Genomic DNA, 21,240 nt, shown 5'->3' on the forward strand with positions numbered 1-21,240 from the left:
GTGCGACGATGCGAAATTGACCCGCTCCCTATGATACACGGTTTGGGCTTTGTGTGTTGCGGGCTTGAATCAAATCGGCGACGGTGCTGCGCAGGGTTTGCATCTCAAATGGCTTGCCGAGCACACTATCGACACCTCGGGCCGCAGCATAATCGGCATCATGTTGATAGCCCCAGCCAGTAATTAAAATGGCGATGATATTTGGGCGGCGCTGGCGAGCTTGCTCCAGCACATCCCAGCCATTCATCCCAGGCATACCCAAATCAGAAATAATCAGATCAAAGGCTTGTTCGTCGATCCAGCGCAAAGCCTCTTCACCAGAGCCAGCTAAGGTCACTTCATGCTGATCGTGGCGCAACACTTTGGCCACGATATTGCGCACTGCTGGCTCATCATCAACGACCAAAATCCGCTGAGCCGCAGTTTTGGGCACAATCGCCACAGGGCGAGGTTTGGGCTGGGGAGCATGATGAATTGGCAGTAACACGACGAAGCGAGCGCCATGTGGATACACATCTTCAGTTAATAACTTGCCACGATGGCGTTGCACAATGCTTAATGCCACCGCCAAGCCCATACCTGTGCCCTCGCCAATTGGCTTGGTCGAGAAAAATGGCTCGAAAATGCGGGTGCGATCTTCGGGGGCGATGCCTGGGCCATTATCGGCAATTGTAAAGTACGACCACTCGCCAGTTGTGCCAGTGCTGATCGTAATCGTGCCGCCTTGGGGCAAGACATCAATTGCATTGACCACCAAATTAACGCAGACTTCGCGCAACTCGGCGGCGCTACCCTGAACATGAGCGGCAGCCAAGTGGGTGCTAATATCAAGCTTAATTCCACGTTGCTGGGTTTTATCGCGCCACGATGGGCGGGTAAATTCGAGCGCAATATTGACCACATCACGTAAATCAACAATATCGTCGTAGATTGTTTCGGATGCTCGGGCAAACTCTTGAATCCGGCGCACCGTGACTGCACCATCTTTGGCAGCACGTTCGATCACTTGCAGGGCATCGCGGCGCTCAGCATGCTCTTCGTGAATCAGCAAAAATTGGGCATTGCCCAAAATTGAGGCCAAAAGATTATTGAAATCATGAGCAACACCGCTGGCAAGTTGGCCTAAAGCCCGCAACTTTTCCGAATTAATCAAGGTTTCGCGGGTATTTTCTAGCTCGTCGAGCACGCTGCGCAACTGGTAATACGATTGCTCGGCATCGGTGCGCAGCAAATGCTCTTGCTCATAACGACGGGCTGTATGAATTGCTTGCGAAATTTGTTGGGCAATCGAGGCCGCCAGATGGCTTTCCTCGGAGTTCCAAACCCGCACATTGCCACGGCTATACATTTGCAACCAACCACTAAACCGCCCATCGACCATCAATGGTTGGGCAAAGAGCGACGATAAACCCTCAGCGCTAGCCGGATCGCCGCCAATCAGCGAGACACGGCGAATGTCGCTAATATACAAGGGTGTTGGTGGCTTGAAGCGCGAAATCCAATAATTAACTGTATCGGTGTTCATTTCCAGCGAATCAAGATAGCGCTCGGAAAAGCCGGCGTGGGCTACCACCTGCATGGCGCTGCCATCGTTATGCCACATCAGCACCGCAGCGGCGGCAATTTTGAACACATCAATTACTTTTTCGACCACATTGCCGCACAAGGCATGCAAATTGAGTTCGCCGCTGATTGCCCGAATAATTTCTTGTAAGGCTTCTAATTCGCGGCGGCGCTGGCGTTCGGCCTCGTAGAGCTGCATTTGGCGTAAGGCTAAGGCCAATTGATCGGCTACATCATTGATTAAACGCAAATCATCAAGCGTCCAAAGGAATGGACGCTGCACTTTATAGACGCAAACAAAGCCCAGCCATTGGCCATTGGCAACCAAGGGAACCCACGCCAAGGCATGAATATTCAAGGCCAGCAGCCGTTCGCGCAATTCGGGGTCTTTGCTATCGTGATATTCGTCAATTGTCAGCGAGCGCTTTTGCTGAAATGCTTGCAACATTTCGCTATGTAACAAGGCCTCGGCAGCCGTCAGATGATCGGGCAGCAGCAAGGTGGTATAGGTTCCATGAAAGCGCAAGCGTTGCTCTTGCTCATACAAGGCAACGGTGCAAAAATCGGCACGTAAACCCAAACCGAGAGTTGCCAAGACATCCTGCCAGACCTCACGCAAATTCATGGTTTGGCGAATATGGCTGACAATCCGAGCAAACAGCACATTGCGTTCGTTGGCAACATACATCGAGCGAAACAGCCGATTATGCTCCAAAATATAGCCTAAACGTGCGCCAAACTCTTGCAACGCCAGCAAATCGGTGGCTTCAAACGGAGTTGCGGGAATCAAATGCAATAAACCAAGATTGGCTTGATTGCCTGGCACATGAATATCGATGCCATGCTGGCCTGCCAACAACATTTTGGCTGAACTATGGCTCGATTGCTGGCCGATTTGATCGTAATAACTTGAGCTGAGCGGTTGAATTCCACGATGAGTTGGTACGTGGGCAGCATTGATTTGGGTTAATAAGCCTAAACCTTGCTCATCGTATAAATACAACGCAGCGCCTTGCAACGGCAAAAAGCGCCAAATCAATTCGATAATCTGTTGTGGTTCGGCCAGCACATCAAGGTGTTTCAAAATATGCAGATTGATTTTTTCGATGATCTGGGTGCATTGATCTTCGCGATAATGTTGACGATGGCTAGCCAGTGTGCCCAAGGCTAGTGCTAATTGCTGGGCGATCATCTCGATAATTGGTTGCAAGAGGCTTAGTTTATGTTCAGGTTGTGGGCTTTGAATATCGATTAATCCTAGCAATTGACCATTGCGCAGAATTGGCACACTGAGTTGGCAAATTCCCGCTGAGGTTGTTGCAGGAATAATCACACTGCGTTGGTGGTGCCAAACCGCTCCCGCGTTATAGACCAAACGCGGTGCTTGCTGATAGCTTGGATCTTCTAAGGGGCCAAGGGCGCTGGCAACTGGCACAAAGCTATCGTGTTGAATCAGGGCGATGGTGACACGCGGCGTTTGCAAATAGTGGCTGATCAGTGCGCAAATGCGTTGAATCAACAATTCGGCATTGTGCAGGCAAAAATGTTCTTGAGCGGTTTTTGTTAACAACTCAAGTTGCTCATGCCAAATGGTTGACACCACGCTATCACCATCGTACATAGCGGCTATCCTTTCGTCGAAGGTCTTACCATTGCGGTTTGCGCTTGTTCAAAAATGCAGCTAAGCCTGCTTGGCCCTCGGCGCTGGTGCGAGCTTGGGCGATCGCCTCGATGGCGTAGCGTTTGGCGGCGCTGCGCTCCATTTCCCAGATCGCTTGAACCAACTTTTTGGCTTGAGCCATGGCTTGTGGGCCGCCGCTGAGCATCCGTTCTACCAAATAGCCGACGGTTTGATCAAGCTCATCTTCGCTGGTAATCGCGTGGATCAGGCCAATTTCGAAGGCCCGTTCGGCACTGAAACGCTCGCCTGAAATGAACAAGGCTCGGCTCTGGCTGACTCCAATTTTGGGTACAACATATTGGGCAATTACTGCTGGAATCAAGCCTAATTTGACTTCGGTAAAACCAAATTTAGCTTGCTCGACGGCTACTGCTAAATCGCAACAAGCGACTAATCCCGCGCCACCGCCGAGGGCTGCGCCATTGATCCGCCCGATAACTGGTTGTGGCATGCTATTGAGCAAGTCGAACATGGCATCAAGATTTTCAGCATCGGCAATATTTTGCTCAGCCGTGTAACTGGCGCTGGCTTGCATCCAGCTTAAATCGCCACCAGCCGAGAACGAAGCACCGTTGCCAGTTAAAATCACCACCCGTGTCGAGCTATCGGCGGCGATTGCAGTCAGCGCTTGGCGTAATTCTCCAATCAGTTCGGGATTAAAGGCATTGTGCAATTCTGGCCGATTAAGACTAACCGTGGTAACTGCGGCCTGCTGGCTGATGCTGATCAGTTGATATGACACAAAACTACTCCGGCTGGCCCAACCGCGTTGTTGGGCCAGATTGACATTGGCCTAGGGATAAGCCATGCGTAAATTATCAAATTCGGTTAAGGTATCGCCGTTATCAAAGGTGCTTGCGCCAAAGCCCACCGCACCGTTGGCATAGGTATCATCGTTGTAGCTGGCAACTTTTTCACCATTCAAATAGAAGGTAAAGTTCGAGCCAACTGCAACCACGCGTAGCCGATTGGTTGCGCCAATCCCATCATTGCCAACCGAGCTAAATTTCCAATCGACAAGGTTAGTCCATTCTTCAGTTTGTTTGTCATAACGACGGAAGGCAATATTACTTTGACCATCGATTTGGTAGACATACAAACTGCCAGCAGCATCACCATCGATTTGCTCACGCAGCACGAGGCCTGCTGCATTGGTTGGGTCGCCGCTGACCATTTTTACATCAATTTGCGCATCAACATCGCTATATGTTTCATTAGTTGATGTCCAGATGATGCGTTCATTGACATACACATGAATTTGATAGGCATCTTCGACATAGGCATATTTGCCTGATTTGCTGGCAGTTTCTTGATCGGGCCACGCTTCATCGGTTGTCGAAAAATCGTCTTCTAAGAAGGCTAATCCACCAGTGCTAGGCTCTGATGTTGGGGCTTCTGGTTCTTCGGTTGCTTCTGCCGCTGGAGTGCGGGTTGGGCGAGCAGTGGCTGTGGCGACGCTGGTCGCATTGCCTGCGACGAGTTTATTATTTGGATCATCATTATCGCCATCCATTAAAAACGCTACGCCTGCCCCGATCAGCACCAGAATCCCCACGACGATCCCAATTATAATTCCGGTGTTGCTGCTACGTTTGGTTGGTAGGCTGGCATTGGGATAGGCTGCGCCATAATTTGGTTGTTGATAGTTGGCGGGCGTGTACTGTTGCTGATTGCCATAATTTTGTTGTGGTGGCGGTGGATAGCTGCCGCCTTGACCGTAATTTTGTTGTGGTGGCGGTGGATAGCTACCAGCTTGACCGTAATTTTGTTGTGGTGGCGGTGGATAGCTGCCAGCTTGACCGTAATTTTGTTGTGGTGGCGGTGGATAGCTGCCAGCTTGACCGTAATTTTGTTCTGGTGGATAGCCGCCAGCTTGCCCATCGTAGCGCGGCAGAGCTTGAGTTGGCCCTTCGGCAGCCGTTGGCGCAGCGTTGAGCCGGGTTCCACACTCAGAACAAAACGGATTTACGTCATCTACACTTGCCCGACAATTAGGACATTCACGAAGCGCCATACGGTTTACCTCCTAAGCTAGGCCGAGGGTACTAATTCAACGGTTTCGAGGGCATGGCTAATGGTTGCGACCACCCGTTGTTCAACAGCATTGCGAGCTTGACCAATTGCATTCTGAATCGCTAAGGCATCGGATTTGCCATGAGCAACAATCGCAATTCCATTAACACCCAACAATGGTGCGCCGCCATGGCTGCGATAATCCATGCGTTTGCGTAAGGCCAAGAGTGGTGCAATAGCCATGCTCGCAGGCAACGTCAAGCCAGTTAGGCCAGCGATTAATGCTCGCCAACGACCTTTGCCAGGCAGAGTCAAGGCCACTAAGGCTGGCAACAAGCCTAGCGCCAGATTTTTGCGCCATTCAGCTTTGATGTTATTGCTGGCGGCGGTGGTGATCATTTTAAAGACCCCTTCGCCGAATTTGAGCACCAAATTACCAACAAAACCATCGGCCACGACCACATCGGCGCTACCATTGATTAACATATCTTTGGGTTCGACGTTGCCAATAAAGGTCAAATCGCTGCGTTGCTGTAACAGTCCATGGGTGTCTTGTACCAGTTTATCACCCTTATTAGCCTCTTCGCCATTCGCCAAAAGGCCGATTCGCGGCATGGCGATATTGGCGATTTTTTGGGCATACACGTTGCCCATTTGAGCAAATTGCACCAAATATTCAGGCTTACAATCAGTTGTTGCGCCCGAATCGAGCAATAAAGCATAGCCCTTGACGGTTGGAAAATGGGTGACCAAACAAGGCCGTTCAATCCCACGAATTCGCCCAAGGATGAATAACGCTCCAGCCATGGTTGCGCCGCTATGGCCAGCCGAAACAAAGGCATCGGCCTCGCCATCGCGCACCAAACGCAGGCCGATCGCGACTGAAGAGTTGCGTTTGCGGCGAATCGCTTGGGCTGGATGCTCGGTCATTTCGATCATTTCAGGCGCATCAACCACTGGTAAATCGAGGTTGCTGGTATCGTGTTTGGCGAGTTCAGCCCGAATTGAAGCCTCATCGCCAACGAGAATAATTTGGTCGCCCCAAGCGCGGGCAGCAGCGATTGCGCCTGCTACTGTTGCTTGAGGGGCGTGGTCGCCACCGCTGGCATCCAAAACAATACGCACAGATAATCCTCCAAACAAAACAGTTGACCTCATCGGGCATCATAAATCGAGTGATGAGGTCAAGCTGCTACTGGTATCTTAATGGGTTTTTGGTTGAACTGCAATACGCTAATTACGGCCTAGGAGCGTAGTTCTAGGCACTGGGTGGCTCCCTCACCTTTCAATGGTAGGTTTTTTACAATGGGGTTTGATTTATCGTTGATGTTTATGCCCTCATCCCCTGGCCCCCTCTCCCGCCGAGCGAGCGAGGGGGAACCCGCCCATTTGACCATGGAAATGCCCCTCGTCCGCCGCAGTGGAGTGGGGCTCAGCCTCGTTCTAGGCGCTGGGGCGGCGTTTGGGCCGACGGGCCAAGAGCCAGATCGAACCCATGGTTACGCCAATTACCAACAGCGTGCCGATACGCAAGGGGCCACGGCGCAAATTGGCAGTTGCTTCTTCTTCTGATGAGCGATTGCCTTTGGCTGCGTCGTATTGCTGGCGACGCACGGTGTGCAAGGTCGCAGTTTCGCAATCGTATGGTTCGGCGCGATAGGTCAAATCGATGTTGTTGGAAAGTGGTGGCAGATCAGGGCTATAACCGAAAGCTGGATCAAACAGCATTTCTTCGGGCGAAATTTCAGCATACAACCGCGTCAAGAACGCATATTTGTTGGTTAATTCTTTGAGCAGGCTATCTTGGGGGTTGAGAAATTTGCTTTGTTGGGCGTATTCGGTCAGAAAGCCTTTGCCGGCTACGCTTGCCAATACGCCGCTACGCAATTCTTTGTAATTATTCGAGCCATCAAATGCAGTGAGTGCCAAATCGTTTTCGCGCATTGTAAAGCGCTCAGTATTGGTTGGAATTGCCTGGGCAGCGCCGAAAATCCAGACCGTAATTGGAGTTTTGGGTTCGCTGCTCAATGCTGCCAAGCGCAATGGCAGCATTGGAGTTGTGCCAGTGAAGCTGATCGCGACAGGCTGAATATCTTTAGTATCAGCGCCAGCTTTGAGTTTCATGGCAATCAAGGGCATTCCTGCTTCGGTATAGGGCTTGAGCGCGGCTTCTAAACCAGCCGGAGTTTGATAGCCGTTGGTTTTGAGCCATGTTTCAAGCGCCGCCGGATCACGGTCTTCAATCACACTGTAATCGTAGGGGCCGACTTGGCCTTGCTGCAACACATCAGGCGCTTGACCAGCTCCCTCTGGTGCTGCTCCGGTGATTGCCGGAAAACATTCAGGTGGCGAAGGGAAGGTCACCCGTGGATCGGTCAGGCTATGTAATTCAGCAAACGTGCTAGCCTCAATCACATCGACTTTTGGATTATTGGGCACTGGCAAGATCCAGGCAAACTCAGCGGGATCGCCAACATAATTAATTTGAATATAGGCGGTGGTTTGGTTGGCTTGACCATCAACGGCAAAAATCACATTTAGGCCAGCCTGGCGAATCTGATCATCGGCGGGAATCAACGCTCCACAAGCGGCAGCAATTGAGGGCAGAGTAAAGCTTAAAATGCTACACAGCGCAAAGACTGTGGCGAAACGGCGCATGGAAATCCTCCTTGAAATGTATGCAAGCTCAATCATAACACGCCGCGTTGCATGCTGTTATTCGTTCCAAGGCCTGATCCTTGTGATGGACATTGTTGTTAATATTGCTGCATTGTGGCGAATGCCATGGCTGATTAATCGATGAGTGCAACTGTAACTTGCCAAAGGAGTGTGTCATGGAAATTCGTGCTTTAGTTGCTGATCAACACTTGCTCGACCAAGCGGCTGAGCTGTTGGTACTGGCCTTTGCTGAACATTGGCCCGAAGCTTGGCCGACACTCGACGATGCCCGTGAAGAAATGCAAGAGGCGCTATTGCCCGAACGAGTTGGTTTTATGGCACTGATCGAGGGTCACGTAGTTGGTTGGATTGGCGGCCAACCAAATTATGATGGCAATGTGTGGGAATTGCACCCCTTGGCAGTTCACCCCGATTACCAAGGCCATGGCATTGGTCGCGGTTTAGTCCAAGCCTTGGAGGCTGAATGTAGTGCCCGTGGTGGCCTGACCTTGATGTTGGGCACCGATGATGAAGCCTTTTTGACCTCGGCCAGCGGCATCGATGTTTTCCCCAATCCGCTGCAACACCTCGCCACGATTCAGAACCGCCGCCGTCACCCCTTTGAATTTTATCAACACTGTGGATTCAGCATCATTGGTATGATTCCCGATGCCAATGGTTTGGGCAAGCCCGATATTCTGATGGCTAAGCGTTTGGTTGCTTGGCCAAGCCATTTTCCAACAGGAGGCCTAGAGTGAATTATTGGTATGGTAACGCCGTCGAGGATGATATTACAGTTTTAGCGCCATTGTTAGGCCAAGCCTTACATTTCAATATGAACCGTGAAGCTTTGGTCGAATGGATGCAAAAGCGCGGGGTGAGTTTATATCGGGCCTTTAAAGTTGATGGCGCAATCGCCGCAGGCTTGGGGATTTTGCCGATGGGTCAGTGGTTTGGCGGCAAAGCCCAGCCAACCGCTGGGATTACGGTGGTTGGGGTTGGCCCTGAATGGCGCGGGCGCAAAGTTGGCGGCTTGATGATGGAAGCCATGTTGCGTGAGCAATATGAGCAAGATGTGGCGATTTCGACGCTCTATCCTGCTACAACTCAATTTTATCGCACGCTTGGCTACGAGCGAGCTGGCAGCCGAATTTTATATGAATTGAACCCCGCGCTGATTAAGCCCAAGCGAGATCATGGCGTGACGCTGCGCCAAGTGCTCGAAACTGATTATGCCCCATTTGCGGCGATTTACGATCCGTGGGCGGCAAGCCAAGCTGGGGTGCTCGAACGTTCGCAATTGATGTGGGAACGGGTGATGGTTTCGCCTCGCGCTGAACGTTTGCGCTACATTTTGAGCGATCAGGCTGGTCAAGCGGTGGGCTATGTGGTGTATGAGCAGGCTGGCCAATTTGAAGATGTAAAAGTCATCGATTGGGTGGCAACCACAGGCGCGGCCTTGGATGCGCTGCTGGATTTTTGGGCTGGTCATCGCTCATTAGTTAGTAAAATTGTCTTGCCTGGTGCGCCGATAGACCCACTGCTGTTTCGCTATCACGAACAGGGTGTTGAATATAACTGGCATTTGGATTGGATGTTGCGGATCATCAATGCGCCGCTGGCGATCCAACGCCGTGGGTTCCCGCACTGGCTGAATTGCGAAATTGCCCTTGATTTAATTGACCCACGCTTGGATTGGAACCATGGTCGTTGGGTATTGCAACTCCGTGATGGGGTTGGCACATTAGAGCGTGGTGGCAATGGCGCAGTTTCGCTGCATGTACGCGATCTGGCTGCCTTGTATAGTGGCTACCTTGCGCCGCATGATTTACGTTTGGCGGGCAGCTTGCAGGCCGATGCTGAGCAATTAGGCTTGTTGGCAGCGATTTTTGCTAGCCCACGCCCGTGGATGAGTGATATGTTCTAAACAAACAGCAAGGCCACTGGATGTCCCAGTGGCCTTGCTGCTGTGGTATGTGTGCTAAGGAGTGATAGCGCTGGACTTATTGCATTGGCTCAAATACAAATGATTGACAATCGTTGTTGGTTGGATTGACTTGTTGCAATTGCACGCCGCTGGCTGCATCGCACCATGGAATATCAACCGCTAAGCCACTGTGACGGGCAGTAATGGTTGAATAGCCATTGCCGAGGTTGTTGATGCGCCATTGTTGGTTGGCCCCACCGACCCATTCCCATTGATGGATCTTGGCTCCATCGCTCGTTGAGGCGGTGCTTACATCCATCACTTTGCCGGTGGCCCGTGAGACGAAGCGCACAAAGCCATTGTCAGTCGAAATCAATTGCCATTGTTGATTGTGTCCGGTATGGCAATCCCATTGCAGAATGACCGTGCCATTAGCGGGGTTGCCACCCTCGGCAACGTCGATACACTTGTTGGTGGCTTTGTTGCGCACCCGATAGTAGGTTGCGCCAGGTGCTTGCTTCAACAAGAACTTATTGTTGGCCGAATTCCACTTGGTTGCCAAGTAGCTGCCTGCTGGCGGATTGGTGTGGTAGTAATCGTCGTGGTTACAATCGAAGCGGCCATATTGGCTGGCACCACAGCGATTTTGCATTGGTGGTGTGCCTGGGCCGTCAACGTAGCACATAATATCTTCGTCATCGATACAGTGGCCATAGGCGGTGCTGTTGGGAGCTGAGCGTTGCACCGCGCCCATCGTGTGCATATGTTCGTGCGCAGCAGTCGCGCCGTTCCAGCAGCCGTTATCCATACGTGCAAAGCCGGGCCCGAAGTTATTGGCGTTATTTTGATCTGGGCGATCATCGAGCATATAGAAGGCTACGCCACACAAAATGTTGTTATCGACGAAGGTCAAATATTTGCGATCGGCGCGGTTGTGGCCGAGTGCTCGCAAAGCATTGGCGGTTTTGTCGATTGAATCGTCGCCATCGGCTGGCACGACCACATTCATCACATAAATTTCACAATTGTTGGTGACGAAGTTGACGGCGCGGAAGCCGCCAGTTTCTTGGGCACTGGTTTGATAGATCCGATCCATATCTGATGACCATTGGCGAATCGAACCAACAAATTGGTTGAACCGATCAGGGCGGTCGGAAGCCCGCACATACATCACTTGGGTGCGGTTGCCAGCGTGGCCATCGCCGTTACAGACGATCATTGGGTTGATTTCAGCTTTTTCGAGCGGCAAGGTTTCGTCTTTAACCGATTTGCCTTTGGCAATTGGGTCGGGGCCGTGGCTACAGAAGATTTGATCGCCAACTTTGACCTCAAACATGCCAGCACAAGGGCCAGTTTTCGCTGGAGTCAAGCCATCGTAGATCATGCCGCGTTCGGGGTCGTTGACAGGAACTGTTACATCATTGTTGTCAACCTCGCCATCTTTGCGCGATTGAGCTTGGGTTGAGGGAAGAGAACTACCAAAAAGAACAAGTAACGCAAAAATCCACATAAACCGTGAGGGTTTCATACAATTCCTCCATGAACTGTAACTACAAGTCTGCCTAATCTTCGATAATCTCGCCGCTGAGATTGTAGGGTTTGCGCTTGGCCTCCTTGCTGAAACGTATTCCAGTGAATAAATTAATATTCCTAACTATTACGCCATAGCCAGCAGCAAAAGTCAATATTTTCTTAATAATATGACTAGAATAAGTCATATCAGCATGATTAGGCTAGACTTGTAGCACGATGGGGGTTGGAGTTTAACGCAGAGGCGCAGAGCGATATGAGGGGTCAGGATTCAGGGGTCAGAGGCCTGAAAGATGCTATTCAAGCTGGCCCCTGACCTCTGATCCCTAGCCCCTTTGTGCGCTTTGTGTTCTTCGTGGTTAAAAACTTAAAAATGCAGTTAAGCTGCTGCGATCTTGCTGCTTTTTTGCTACAGCTGCTTACAGGGGTTTGCTACACTTGGCTTAGGCCAATTCGGCTATAATCAGCATAAGCGTTGAAATACGCTTGTAGTTCGTGTAGGAGACTCATTGTGGAAAGACGTTTTCGGCGTTTGATGCAGGTTTTATTGGTTTGTATGCTTGCCATGCTGTTGGTTCCTCAACCATATTCGCTGGCTGCCCAACCAAACCAAACCAAACCAAACCAAACCAAACCAATCCAATCCAATCCAAACCAAACCAATCCAATCCAATCCAATCCAATCCAACATGATGCCGATTGATCCGATCAGTTGTAGCATTGTGCCAGCAACGACCTATCCGCCACGGATCTATGCCCCGTTTGCGATGGGCACAAGTGGCTCGACGATTGTGGCCCAACTTGAACAGCCTAGCTATCAATTTAATGAAACGCTTGGCACTGCAACCATGAATGTGTTGCTCAGCGATGCCTCGGCAATTGAAGTGCGTGTGCCCTATGAATTTAGTGCTGGTACAGCTAGTGTTGGTAGCGACTACAGCGCAATTAATGGCACATTGGTGTTTAGTCCAGGCGAAACCAGTAAATCAATCAGCTTGAGCTTCATTAATGATACGACCGCTGAATCAGGCGAATATCTCTATCTCCGATTGCTAGAACCAACCAATGCGCGGCTTGAATTTCGTGGAGCAACCACGATTAGCATTTTAGATGACGATCAGGCGATAACCCTGCAAAGCGCCATTCAAGTATCGGCAATTCAAGCTCGGCGTGATTACCAATGGGCCTTGACTGTCACTCCAAATGATGCGCAATTGAATATTGCTGTTGGTCAAACCAAAACGGTGAGCTTCCAGGTTAATGCTGAACGCGGCAGTCTTGGTCCAACTATTTACGATATTACGGGCAGCGTGTTGGCAACCAACACGGGCAATCTTGCCGCCGATCTACAACAGGCAACAGTGCGGGTCGAATATCAAACAACCAGCAGCACTTGGGTAACCGCGACCACCGATCTGCTGCTCCAAGCGCCACAAGTGAGCTTGACCCCCAACCAGCAACAAACAATTCCGATCAACCTGAGTTTTGCATGGGCTACTGCTGATGGCAGCATGCCCGCCAATGTCAGTGCCTTACGTTTGGTGAGCAACATCAGCTTGTTTGGTGAAGCAGGCATGAGCATTGGGCCATTTCAAGCTATCCAAAGCCTAAGTTTGCCCAATCAAACCCCAACCGTTAATTATGCCACGATTCAATTGGCCCAAACGGGCAGCATCAGTCCGAGCACTGCATTTAATCTCAGTGGTGGTGGGGCAAATCATAGCGTTGGCAGCACTCCACTGACAATCCAAACCAGCTATCAAGTGACTCGTTTGAGTGCTGGCGATGCGAGCATGAGTCACTTAATTACGGCTAGCCCGATTGGGATTGGGGTGAGTGGTGAGACCCTGATTCAAGCAGCTATCACCAACGAAGTTCCTGTCGTTGAGTTTCGTGAGCTAACGCCACGCTCAGTCTATAGCAACCAAACCAACGCCTTGGAAGCACAGGTGCGCATCCGGCCTAGCCTTGGATTAAATACCAATGCGATTGATTTGGTTGAGCTTGATAGGGCAGGTAATGTACTACAAAGTTTGGCTCCCTTGTATGACGATGGGCTGCATAACGATCAACTGGCTCGTGATGGGATTTATGCGACCCAAGTTAATCAACAATGGAGTAGCACAGGCTATAAACGGTTGGCAGCCCGCGCAATATTGCTCAATGGGCAAGTCTTGCTGGATCAAGCCTTTGATCTGCATGTGCTCCCAGAGCGTCCCGAAAGCGACTGGCAAATCTACTCGTGTGTGGGGCAAGCGGCCTATCGCATGTTCAGCACAGGATTAAATCAAGGTGCGACGCTTGAGCAAGCCCAGCAACAAACCCTCGTTTGGCTGAATCAACAACCGAGTGTGGCTAGTGCCAGCCTCAACGAATCAGTGATTGACATTGACTATAGCTTTGGGTTGAGCAATGAAGTGTGGGTTGGGCATCCCAACTCGACCGTGCTTGGCAATGGCTCTGCCGTGGTTGAAACACCACCTGCAACCCACCCTGCATCACCGCTGATTGTGCAGCAAACCCCTGCCAGCGCGGCAATCTTCCCCGCAAGCAATAAGGCAATTATTCTACATTCGGTCTATACGATGGTAGGTACTGCTGATCCAAAAGTTTTGCAAGTTCAACGCCAATTAGCCAATGCAGGCTATGCCGTAACGGTAAAAATTGGAACTGAGGATGATCTTGAAACTCGCAAAACGCTTGATAGCTATGGTGTTATTTGGACAATTGGCCATGGAAATTGGCCAGAGGATGTGCTTGGACAATATACCTTCTCAACAGGTCACTTAGCAACTGAATCCGCACGGAAGAAATATGCACCCGATATTGATGCAGGAAGACTTAAGACTCGTACCGATGCAGAGGGAAATGTTTTCTACACGCGATCATCGTTCTATGAAACATACTATGCTAAGAAGATGTTTCCTAATAGTTTGTGGATAATGCTTAATTGTTCAGGGACAAAGCGTCAACATTTTGCTAATATACTTCATAATAAACGTCTTAGTGCTTTTATTGGCTTCAACGAATTAGTGCCTGCTAATACAGGACTCGATTATATTGCTCAATTTTTTGAGCAATTAACCGTAAAACGGCGGTCAGTTGATGATGCCTTGGGGGCAATTCCAAATCGTACATTTACATGGATTGATTCAGATACTGGTGAAAACGTAACTACTACATTTGGTGCATCTAGTGGATCGAATTTACAACTACGTCTAGTAAGTGGATTACGCAATGGTGATTTTGAGCTTGGCAATACGGAGGGATGGAATATCGAGGCAGGCCGACGGCTGGTTAATGTTTTCCGTGTGCCACCAGCATTTGTCTCGATTGCGGGAACCTATGGGTTGCGCTTAGGTCCAGTTAATTATCCTCCAGCCAATGGAGTTGGAACCAGTGTGGCTGGCAGTGATGGGCTTCGGCAACGGGTGGTTATCCCATTAAATAGCACCAAACTCAGCTTTGACTATGTGATGTCATCATATCTCCCTAGTAATGGATCGTTCCGCATCAAAATTTATGCAGCAAAATCCAATACCCTCCTGCTCAATCAAGTGATTCTCCAAGCGGGAACAGGCAATAACCCAACCTTTTGGCATAGCGGCCAACGCCGATTCAACCTCAACATCGGCTCATATACCAACCAAGAGATCGATATCGTGCTTGAAAATCAACAAAATGGCACAAACGATCAAGCTGTCTATATCGACAATATCAGTATTCGCTAAAGTATCGATTGTGGGCTACGGTGCTGAATTAATTTAAGCACCGTAGCTTTGCATTAGAAAGAGTTTTCCATGTATCTCGCACCGCAAACTATTAAACGAACCAATCACTTACTCACGAATCAAAATTTGCTTGGTTGGCTATTACGAAGCTGCATGCATTGGTATTTGCCAGCGGGCCTCGGCTTAATCTGGCTTTTATCTCCCCACTGGCTGATTGATAGTCCGCTTCAGCCAATAATTAATCAATCAATTCAGCCATTTAATCGAAATGGTGTGGGGTTTGCTGATATTCCAGTATTACGCTATTTCCTGATACTGACATTTGCGATTGGCATTCTTAGTTGGTGTAGTGGATTGTTTGAACGCTCACGGCTGCTTGGCGGGATCTTCATCATCCTGCTGGGAGTTGGCTGGTTTTATTGCTGAAACAATCATCATTAATGGATCTGCTCCATTAATCTGGTCAGTTAGCTTTGGCGAACTCGAACGCTATCGACTTTTTAGCGAACACATAATCCTGTCGGGAGTTTTAGCCCTAAGTCTCATGATTCCAATTGTGCTAAGTCAATGGTTTGTCCGTCGTCCAATCTTCCTTTGGGTTTTTGACTATGGGGCGTTATGGATAACCTTGATGGCTCTATGTATGATCAAGTATGGAGCCATAAGTTCTATGTTTTATTAAGTAAATATTCAGCTTGAACCCATAAAATAGCCAAACTGAATACGAGAATTGAACGACGAAGCACATGAGGCATGCACCGAAGTCATTGGCGAAATTCAGAATTGCTGACGGATGCTAAAGAACCGTAATAGCAGTTTTGGTGCGCCTCGTGTGCTTCGTAGATAAAAATACCGTTAAAGAGCTGCAACTTTGCTATTTTTCTGCAATACCAGCCACCCACCACCTGCTAAACTACGGTCGATTCATTGAGTGGATGGAGCATTACCATGTATCTCGCACCACAGGCAACATTTCAACCTCATCAACGTTGGCATTGGCTTATTCTTGGGTGGTTTGTTCCAGCACTGATTGCCTTACCGTGGTTGGCTGGCCCATTGTGGATGACACCTTCTTTACGCACGATGCTTGATTCTCTCTTTTCATCACCAAACGGACTCTATCAAGATTTTTTTCCATTACGATATCTATTTCTGGTTCTGATTGGATTAACTACAATAAGTATTTTCTTTATAGCAGAGCAACGTAAAAAATGGATATTGATGGCTCTTATTGGAGGTTTAATTACCTATTTGATCCACCTTGTAACCCCACGGGTAGGCTTAAATATTCCATTGTGGTATATCGTCAATGATGAAATTGATGCTTATCGTGTCCAAGTTCGTCACATCTTTAGCGCCACAATGGTGAGTGGCCTTGCCAGTTACTTTTTATGGCGCTTTGAAGGCTTACCAAAAGTAGCCATTCCCATAGTTTGGTTGAGTCAAACCATTACCTTAATCGCATGGCATAGTATTCTTTTAGGGGCACATCTCTATTCAGGGTAGATCTTGGGCTATCAACAGTAAAAGCAGATGTAACTATAACCGCGAAGAACACTAAGAACTAAATTGAACCAATGCCTGAATTACCGACATGACTGATAACCAGAGTATCGGCCTGCGTGTTCTTCGTGGATCGGAAATTTAAGCAGCGGCGCAGAGGGGTCAGGATTCAGGGATCAGTGGGCAGGGGGCAGAAGATACTTTCAGAATGACCCCTAATCCCCTGTCCCTTCGTGCGCTTCGTGTCCTTCGTGGATAAAATTAGCGTTCAATTCGTGGCAAGTAGGCGCGGAAAAGTTCGGGGCCAGCCACAATTGGGCCGCGCTCATTGCCATTATCATCGCGGAACCAAACATACACCCGCCGTGCGGTGATTGGATTCCACTGCCACTGGCGCTCAGCACTGAACGGCTCCCATTGCTTGAAGCTAGGGCTGGGATAGGCGCTGAAGGCCATTGCCAACGGTTGGTTAGCGTCGGTCGCCGAAAGCACCAAAGTTGCACCCAAATCATTCACATCGCGAATATTGACGCTGGCTTGCGGTGGATGATCGATGCTGATTGTTTGGCTGAGCGTGGTGGTATTGCCCATGCGATCAGTCAATCGCACACTGATGGTGTAGCTGCCTTCAACGTTGGGTAATGTCCAGCGATAAGCGCGATAATAGGTCATTGGCGCGGCGTAAATGCCGTTGATGCCAAGCTGGGCTTTGACCACACCACCACCATTATCGATCGCTGGCGTTAAGATCAACAGATCATGTTGATCGGTGCTAGTGCTGCTGGCCGCGAGGGCTTGCTCGCTGGTGGCCAGCCGATAAATTTCATCGGCAGCTAATTGGCGTTTGTAGCTCAGCAATTCGTCGATTGCCACATTGCTAATCCCAGCGCCAATTGTCCAGCGGCCTACATTTAAATCTTCGCCAACTTCACTGGGCAAACTGACCTTGCTCGCTTCATTGATCAACATCCCATCGATCAACAAACGCTTATTGCCCGTCATTTGATCCCAGCTTATTGCAAAGTGATGCCAGCCAGCGCTGAGCGTATCGGGCACGCTCAAACTATGCTCTTGACCTGCTTGATCGACTGTCCAGAACGTCCAGATCGCTTGTTGAGTTTGTTCGTGGCGCAACGCCAAGGTATTGCGATAGATTTTATCGGGATCAACCGGGTTTTGCGAGGCGGCTAGTAAATAATGGCGGCCTGTGCGTGAGCTGGGCCAAGTTTTTGGTACATTCACCCACAATGCCAACGTGCCTTGATCAAGCGTCAGCGTTGGGCTAGCCGGATAAGTCAATGCGCCATCGCCAACCTTGACTGCCTGCCCAAACTTACCACTGCTATAGCTGAGTTGATCGCTAGCGGCCATCGAGCCGACCGCAGGCAATGGGTTATTCTCGAAATGGGCGACCAAGGCCAAATCTTCAGCTGGGTTGATCGTCAACAATGCGCTGGGTGGCGTGGTATCGGTTGGAGCAGGGCCATCAGGTCGGCTCCATGGCACGCTAGCATTCCAAAGCCAAACACTGGCTTCGCATTTGACATAATTGATGCAGGGATCAGGGCCAGGGCCATACCAACCATAGGGATCAACTTGATTGCCATTGTGGCGAACTTCGAAATGCAAGTGGGGAGCGCCCGTGGTAAAGCCAGTTGCGCCGCTCCAGCCGAGCAATTCGCCGCGCTCGACCCAGCGTGGTTTGGCGGCATCGATAAAGCCCTTGAAGCTTGGGGCAAAATCATCGAGATGCCAATAGACCGTTTCATAGCCAGCGGCCTCGCCAGCATGTTGAATGAGCACGCCTAAGCCGCGAGTTGTGCGAGCATAGGCCCAGCCTGGTGCAGCGGCGACAATCGGCGTACCATAGGGCAAATCAGGGAAATAATAATCATGGCCATCGTGGCTATTGTAGGAAAGCCCACTTTTGCCTTGATAATTGATCATTACGTCGTTGCCATCGCCGCCACTATCGACCATGGGATAGGTATGATCAAAATGTGATGAATGCACCATGCGTGCACCCTGTTCCCATGGAATGCTCAAAAAGCCTGTGCTGACTGGCGGCGTGCTGGGCGCGACGACTGGTTCGTTTTGAAATAGCTCGTGGTAAACCTTGGTATAGCGGGTGACTAATTGCTGCCACGTGGCTTGATCGCGCTCGAAAGCCAAAAAGCGCTTGACTGTCAGCGCATGCGGATCATCCTTGGGATTGAGTTTTTGTTGCGTGCCATCGCTGAAATTCAGAATCAAGGCATTATCGTAGGGGCCAAGCCCAACCCGAATCTCCTTGGCGGCCCAATCGATTTGGCTCAAAAAGCCTGTGGGGCCAGCTAAAAATGGCTGTTCGGTGGCGGTGGTTGGTAAGGTTGGGTTACTAATTAGTTGCGAGGTGGTTTCCAACAAGGCCAAGACAATCCGCGCCTCGATATTGTAATAGGCCGCCATTCCCTCGATGATCTGGCCAGCTGGCTGACCATCGATATCAAGCTTGGCAAGGCTACTGTTTTGGCGTTGCAAAAAGCCTTGCACCCCACCATCAAGCGACGATAGCCCGTGGGTTGGCTGTTGGCTGGGTTGCGGTTGCTGCGGGCTGGCGTGCACCACGAAGGGCAGCGTTGCGCCGCCAAGCATCATTATTAATAAACCAAGGATCAAAGAACGCTGCATAGTTAATTCCAAAACTCTCATCTACATCGTTTGCCAGCCGTATGGTAGCACGCCCCCCAAGCAGCGTCAATTAAAATTAGCTGATACATTGGTCCTGTTATTCGGCAAGTTCACTGGCTAGAGAACAGCACTGGGCTACGATAGTGCAACAAATCTGCTATAAATCTGCTACATCAAGCATGTTTTATCATTGATACTTGATTGTAGCGCTGCGGTGTGAGTAATCAGGAACATTTGGCTAGCTCGACTAACGACTGATTAATGTAGTGCTTGTTGATCATTAGCAATAGTAATGGTAGCCTCGGCTAGCCTGATCAACATCTGTTATACTATCGCCTGCATTGATTTGGGATGCCAATGCTAAGCTGAAGGGAGTGTCTACTGTAACTCAATCTTGCCTCGATCTAGTCAGCAAAACAGTTGTTAATGGCCTCGCCATTGAGAGGATTTTTATGCCGTTTTCATTTCGAAAAAGAACAAGTGTTCGTTTTTTCGTTTCGGGTTGATTTGTTGGTTATTGTTCGGAATGCTGGCACAATTAGCGCTACCAGCCCAAGGGTATCTACCTACCACCTATCGGGCATTTGCCCCGCTGGCTATGGCTCCCAGCATTAATCTGCCAAATGTTCAGATTGAACATCCACATTATCAGGTTACCGAAGGCGCAAATTTAACCATCAATATTCGCTTGAGTGTTGCTGCAACAACGCCTGTGACCGTCAAATATGCCACCTATTTGGTGAGTGCATCCTCCAATGATCTTCAGGTTGTTACCAATACCCTAACCTTTAATAGTGGCGAAACGACCAAACAAATCACGATTGCAACGCTGCAAGATAGCCTGATTGAACAGCATGAACAATTTAATCTTGGCTTAAGTGAAGTTGTTGGGGCAACCTACGGCAGAACTGGCCCAACCATTGTTATGCTTATTGATGATGATGCCAATACCCAACTTTCACCAAGTATACCCAGGAGCACCGTAACGGCGTTTCAAACCTATGATTGGGCGTTAAATGTCTATCCTGAGGCTGACAGCGTTCCAATTAACATTGGGCAGAGCCAGCCAGTGCGCTTCAATATCCAAGCTGAGCGTCAAGGATTGGGCATGGTTCAGTATCGGGTAGTCGGCAGTTTAGCAGTTGCCAATAGTGGGAATGTTGCTGCTGAAATTGATACAGCCAGTTTGGAAATTCACTATCGATTGGGAACAACCCAGACCTATACCATGGGAGCGGATCTGGTGATTGATCCGCTGGCGTTAACCCTCACAGCAGGTACGAATCGAACCTTCCCGTTCTCGACTACCTTTGTGTTTGCAACTGCCAATGGGAGCGCTCCAAGCAATTTAAGTTATTTGGCAATCGTCGCTAATGTGCGTGCGGTTGATCAAGCTGGCCCACCACGCACGCCTTGGTCGGCAACTCGCACCCTAGCAACAACCCTACCTGCGCCCACAATTCGCGGAGCAACGATCACACTCCAAAGCAATTCGGTGGTTGAGCCGAGTACGCTGGCAGCCATTGCTAGCACTCCAGCGAACTATCAAACCAGTAGTAGTGTCAGCTATCAACATAGTGCCAATGTTACACGGGTGCAAAATGGGCAGGCAATGGTTGTGCATACGGTTTCAATCCCTGAAACTGGTCTGAGTATTCTTGCAGAAACACCGTTGCAAACGAGCAGTGCCACGAATGAAGCGACCTTGGAGTTTCTCGATCTGGAGCCACGAGCTGCCATAACGGTTGATGCAATTCCATTTACTGCAACCCTGCGGGTGTATGATGGCATCAACCTGAACCCTGCTGGGATTAATCTGGTTGAGACCGATGCGTTGCCCTCTGTGCTAACATAGGTGAGACAGATCTGGGATTATGATCTTAAGTCGAGGGCCGCAAGGAGTTCTCATGGCCAGCAAAAAACCAACGCCCGACCAATCAACCCATGACCCCGAAGTTCGGCCC

14 protein-coding genes are annotated in these 21,240 nt (G+C 49.8%); 7 read left to right on the forward strand and 7 right to left on the reverse strand.

All coding sequences use genetic code 11. The features are described from left to right. Positions 1–28: 28 nt before the first annotated feature. The 5 genes from ABEB26_RS20610 to ABEB26_RS20630 form a co-directional block, all read right to left on the reverse strand. Positions 29–3,184, reverse strand: a complete 3,156-nt coding sequence (locus ABEB26_RS20610) for a GAF domain-containing protein (RefSeq protein WP_345723951.1) — start codon at positions 3,182–3,184, stop codon at positions 29–31. A 25-nt stretch (positions 3,185–3,209) separates the two neighbouring features. Further along, positions 3,210–3,986, reverse strand: coding sequence for an enoyl-CoA hydratase-related protein (locus ABEB26_RS20615; protein WP_345723952.1), 777 nt, complete (start codon positions 3,984–3,986; stop codon positions 3,210–3,212). 51 nt (positions 3,987–4,037) lie between these two features. Then, on the reverse strand, positions 4,038–5,258 hold the full coding sequence (locus tag ABEB26_RS20620) for a 3-keto-alpha-glucoside-1,2-lyase-like domain-containing protein (protein ID WP_345723953.1): 1,221 nt from the start codon (positions 5,256–5,258) through the stop codon (positions 4,038–4,040). Between the two features lie 17 nt (positions 5,259–5,275). Then, on the reverse strand, positions 5,276–6,382 hold the full coding sequence (plsX, locus tag ABEB26_RS20625; RefSeq protein WP_345723954.1) for a phosphate acyltransferase PlsX: 1,107 nt from the start codon (positions 6,380–6,382) through the stop codon (positions 5,276–5,278). 318 nt (positions 6,383–6,700) lie between these two features. Then, entirely contained in the window at positions 6,701–7,915 is a 1,215-nt protein-coding gene (locus ABEB26_RS20630) for a DUF2330 domain-containing protein (protein WP_345723955.1), read from the reverse strand. 176 nt (positions 7,916–8,091) lie between these two features. Between ABEB26_RS20630 and ABEB26_RS20635 the strand changes: the two genes are divergently transcribed. Further along, entirely contained in the window at positions 8,092–8,673 is a 582-nt protein-coding gene (locus ABEB26_RS20635; protein ID WP_345723956.1) for a GNAT family N-acetyltransferase, read from the forward strand. After that, a complete protein-coding gene (locus ABEB26_RS20640) occupies positions 8,670–9,842 on the forward strand; it encodes a GNAT family N-acetyltransferase (RefSeq protein ID WP_345723957.1) in 1,173 nt (390 codons plus the stop codon). The genes ABEB26_RS20635 and ABEB26_RS20640 overlap by 4 nt, the downstream gene beginning before the upstream one ends. Positions 9,843–9,918: 76 nt before the next feature. Here the strand turns inward: ABEB26_RS20640 and ABEB26_RS20645 are convergent, their stop codons facing one another. After that, complete coding sequence (locus tag ABEB26_RS20645; RefSeq protein ID WP_345723958.1) at positions 9,919–11,370, reverse strand: RICIN domain-containing protein; 1,452 nt, start codon at positions 11,368–11,370, stop codon at positions 9,919–9,921. A 513-nt stretch (positions 11,371–11,883) separates the two neighbouring features. Between ABEB26_RS20645 and ABEB26_RS20650 the strand changes: the two genes are divergently transcribed. The 4 genes from ABEB26_RS20650 (at position 11,884) to ABEB26_RS20665 (ending at position 16,609) form a co-directional block, all read left to right on the forward strand. Further along, positions 11,884–12,075 (forward strand): hypothetical protein, encoded by a 192-nt coding sequence (locus ABEB26_RS20650; RefSeq protein WP_345723959.1) that lies wholly within the window; start codon positions 11,884–11,886, stop codon positions 12,073–12,075. After that, positions 12,062–15,103, forward strand: coding sequence for a Calx-beta domain-containing protein (locus ABEB26_RS20655; protein ID WP_345723960.1), 3,042 nt, complete (start codon positions 12,062–12,064; stop codon positions 15,101–15,103). The genes ABEB26_RS20650 and ABEB26_RS20655 overlap by 14 nt, the downstream gene beginning before the upstream one ends. Positions 15,104–15,256: 153 nt before the next feature. Continuing rightward, on the forward strand, positions 15,257–15,529 hold the full coding sequence (locus ABEB26_RS20660; RefSeq protein WP_345723961.1) for a hypothetical protein: 273 nt from the start codon (positions 15,257–15,259) through the stop codon (positions 15,527–15,529). 522 nt (positions 15,530–16,051) lie between these two features. Further along, positions 16,052–16,609 carry a hypothetical protein gene (locus ABEB26_RS20665; protein WP_345723962.1) on the forward strand — a complete coding sequence of 186 codons (558 nt, stop codon included), beginning with the start codon at positions 16,052–16,054 and terminating at the stop codon, positions 16,607–16,609. 258 nt (positions 16,610–16,867) lie between these two features. On the opposite strand, the gene ABEB26_RS20670 is transcribed toward ABEB26_RS20665, so the two are convergent. Further along, positions 16,868–19,276: a peptidoglycan DD-metalloendopeptidase family protein gene (locus ABEB26_RS20670; RefSeq protein WP_345723963.1), complete on the reverse strand. Its 2,409-nt coding sequence runs from the start codon at positions 19,274–19,276 to the stop codon at positions 16,868–16,870. Positions 19,277–19,802: 526 nt separating this feature from the next. Here ABEB26_RS20670 and ABEB26_RS20675 point away from each other — a divergent pair. Beyond that, positions 19,803–21,131, forward strand: coding sequence for a Calx-beta domain-containing protein (locus ABEB26_RS20675; protein ID WP_345723964.1), 1,329 nt, complete (start codon positions 19,803–19,805; stop codon positions 21,129–21,131). The last annotated feature ends 109 nt before the right edge of the window (positions 21,132–21,240 follow it).

This window comes from Herpetosiphon gulosus, from assembly GCF_039545135.1.
GTDB lineage: Bacteria > Chloroflexota > Chloroflexia > Chloroflexales > Herpetosiphonaceae > Herpetosiphon > Herpetosiphon gulosus.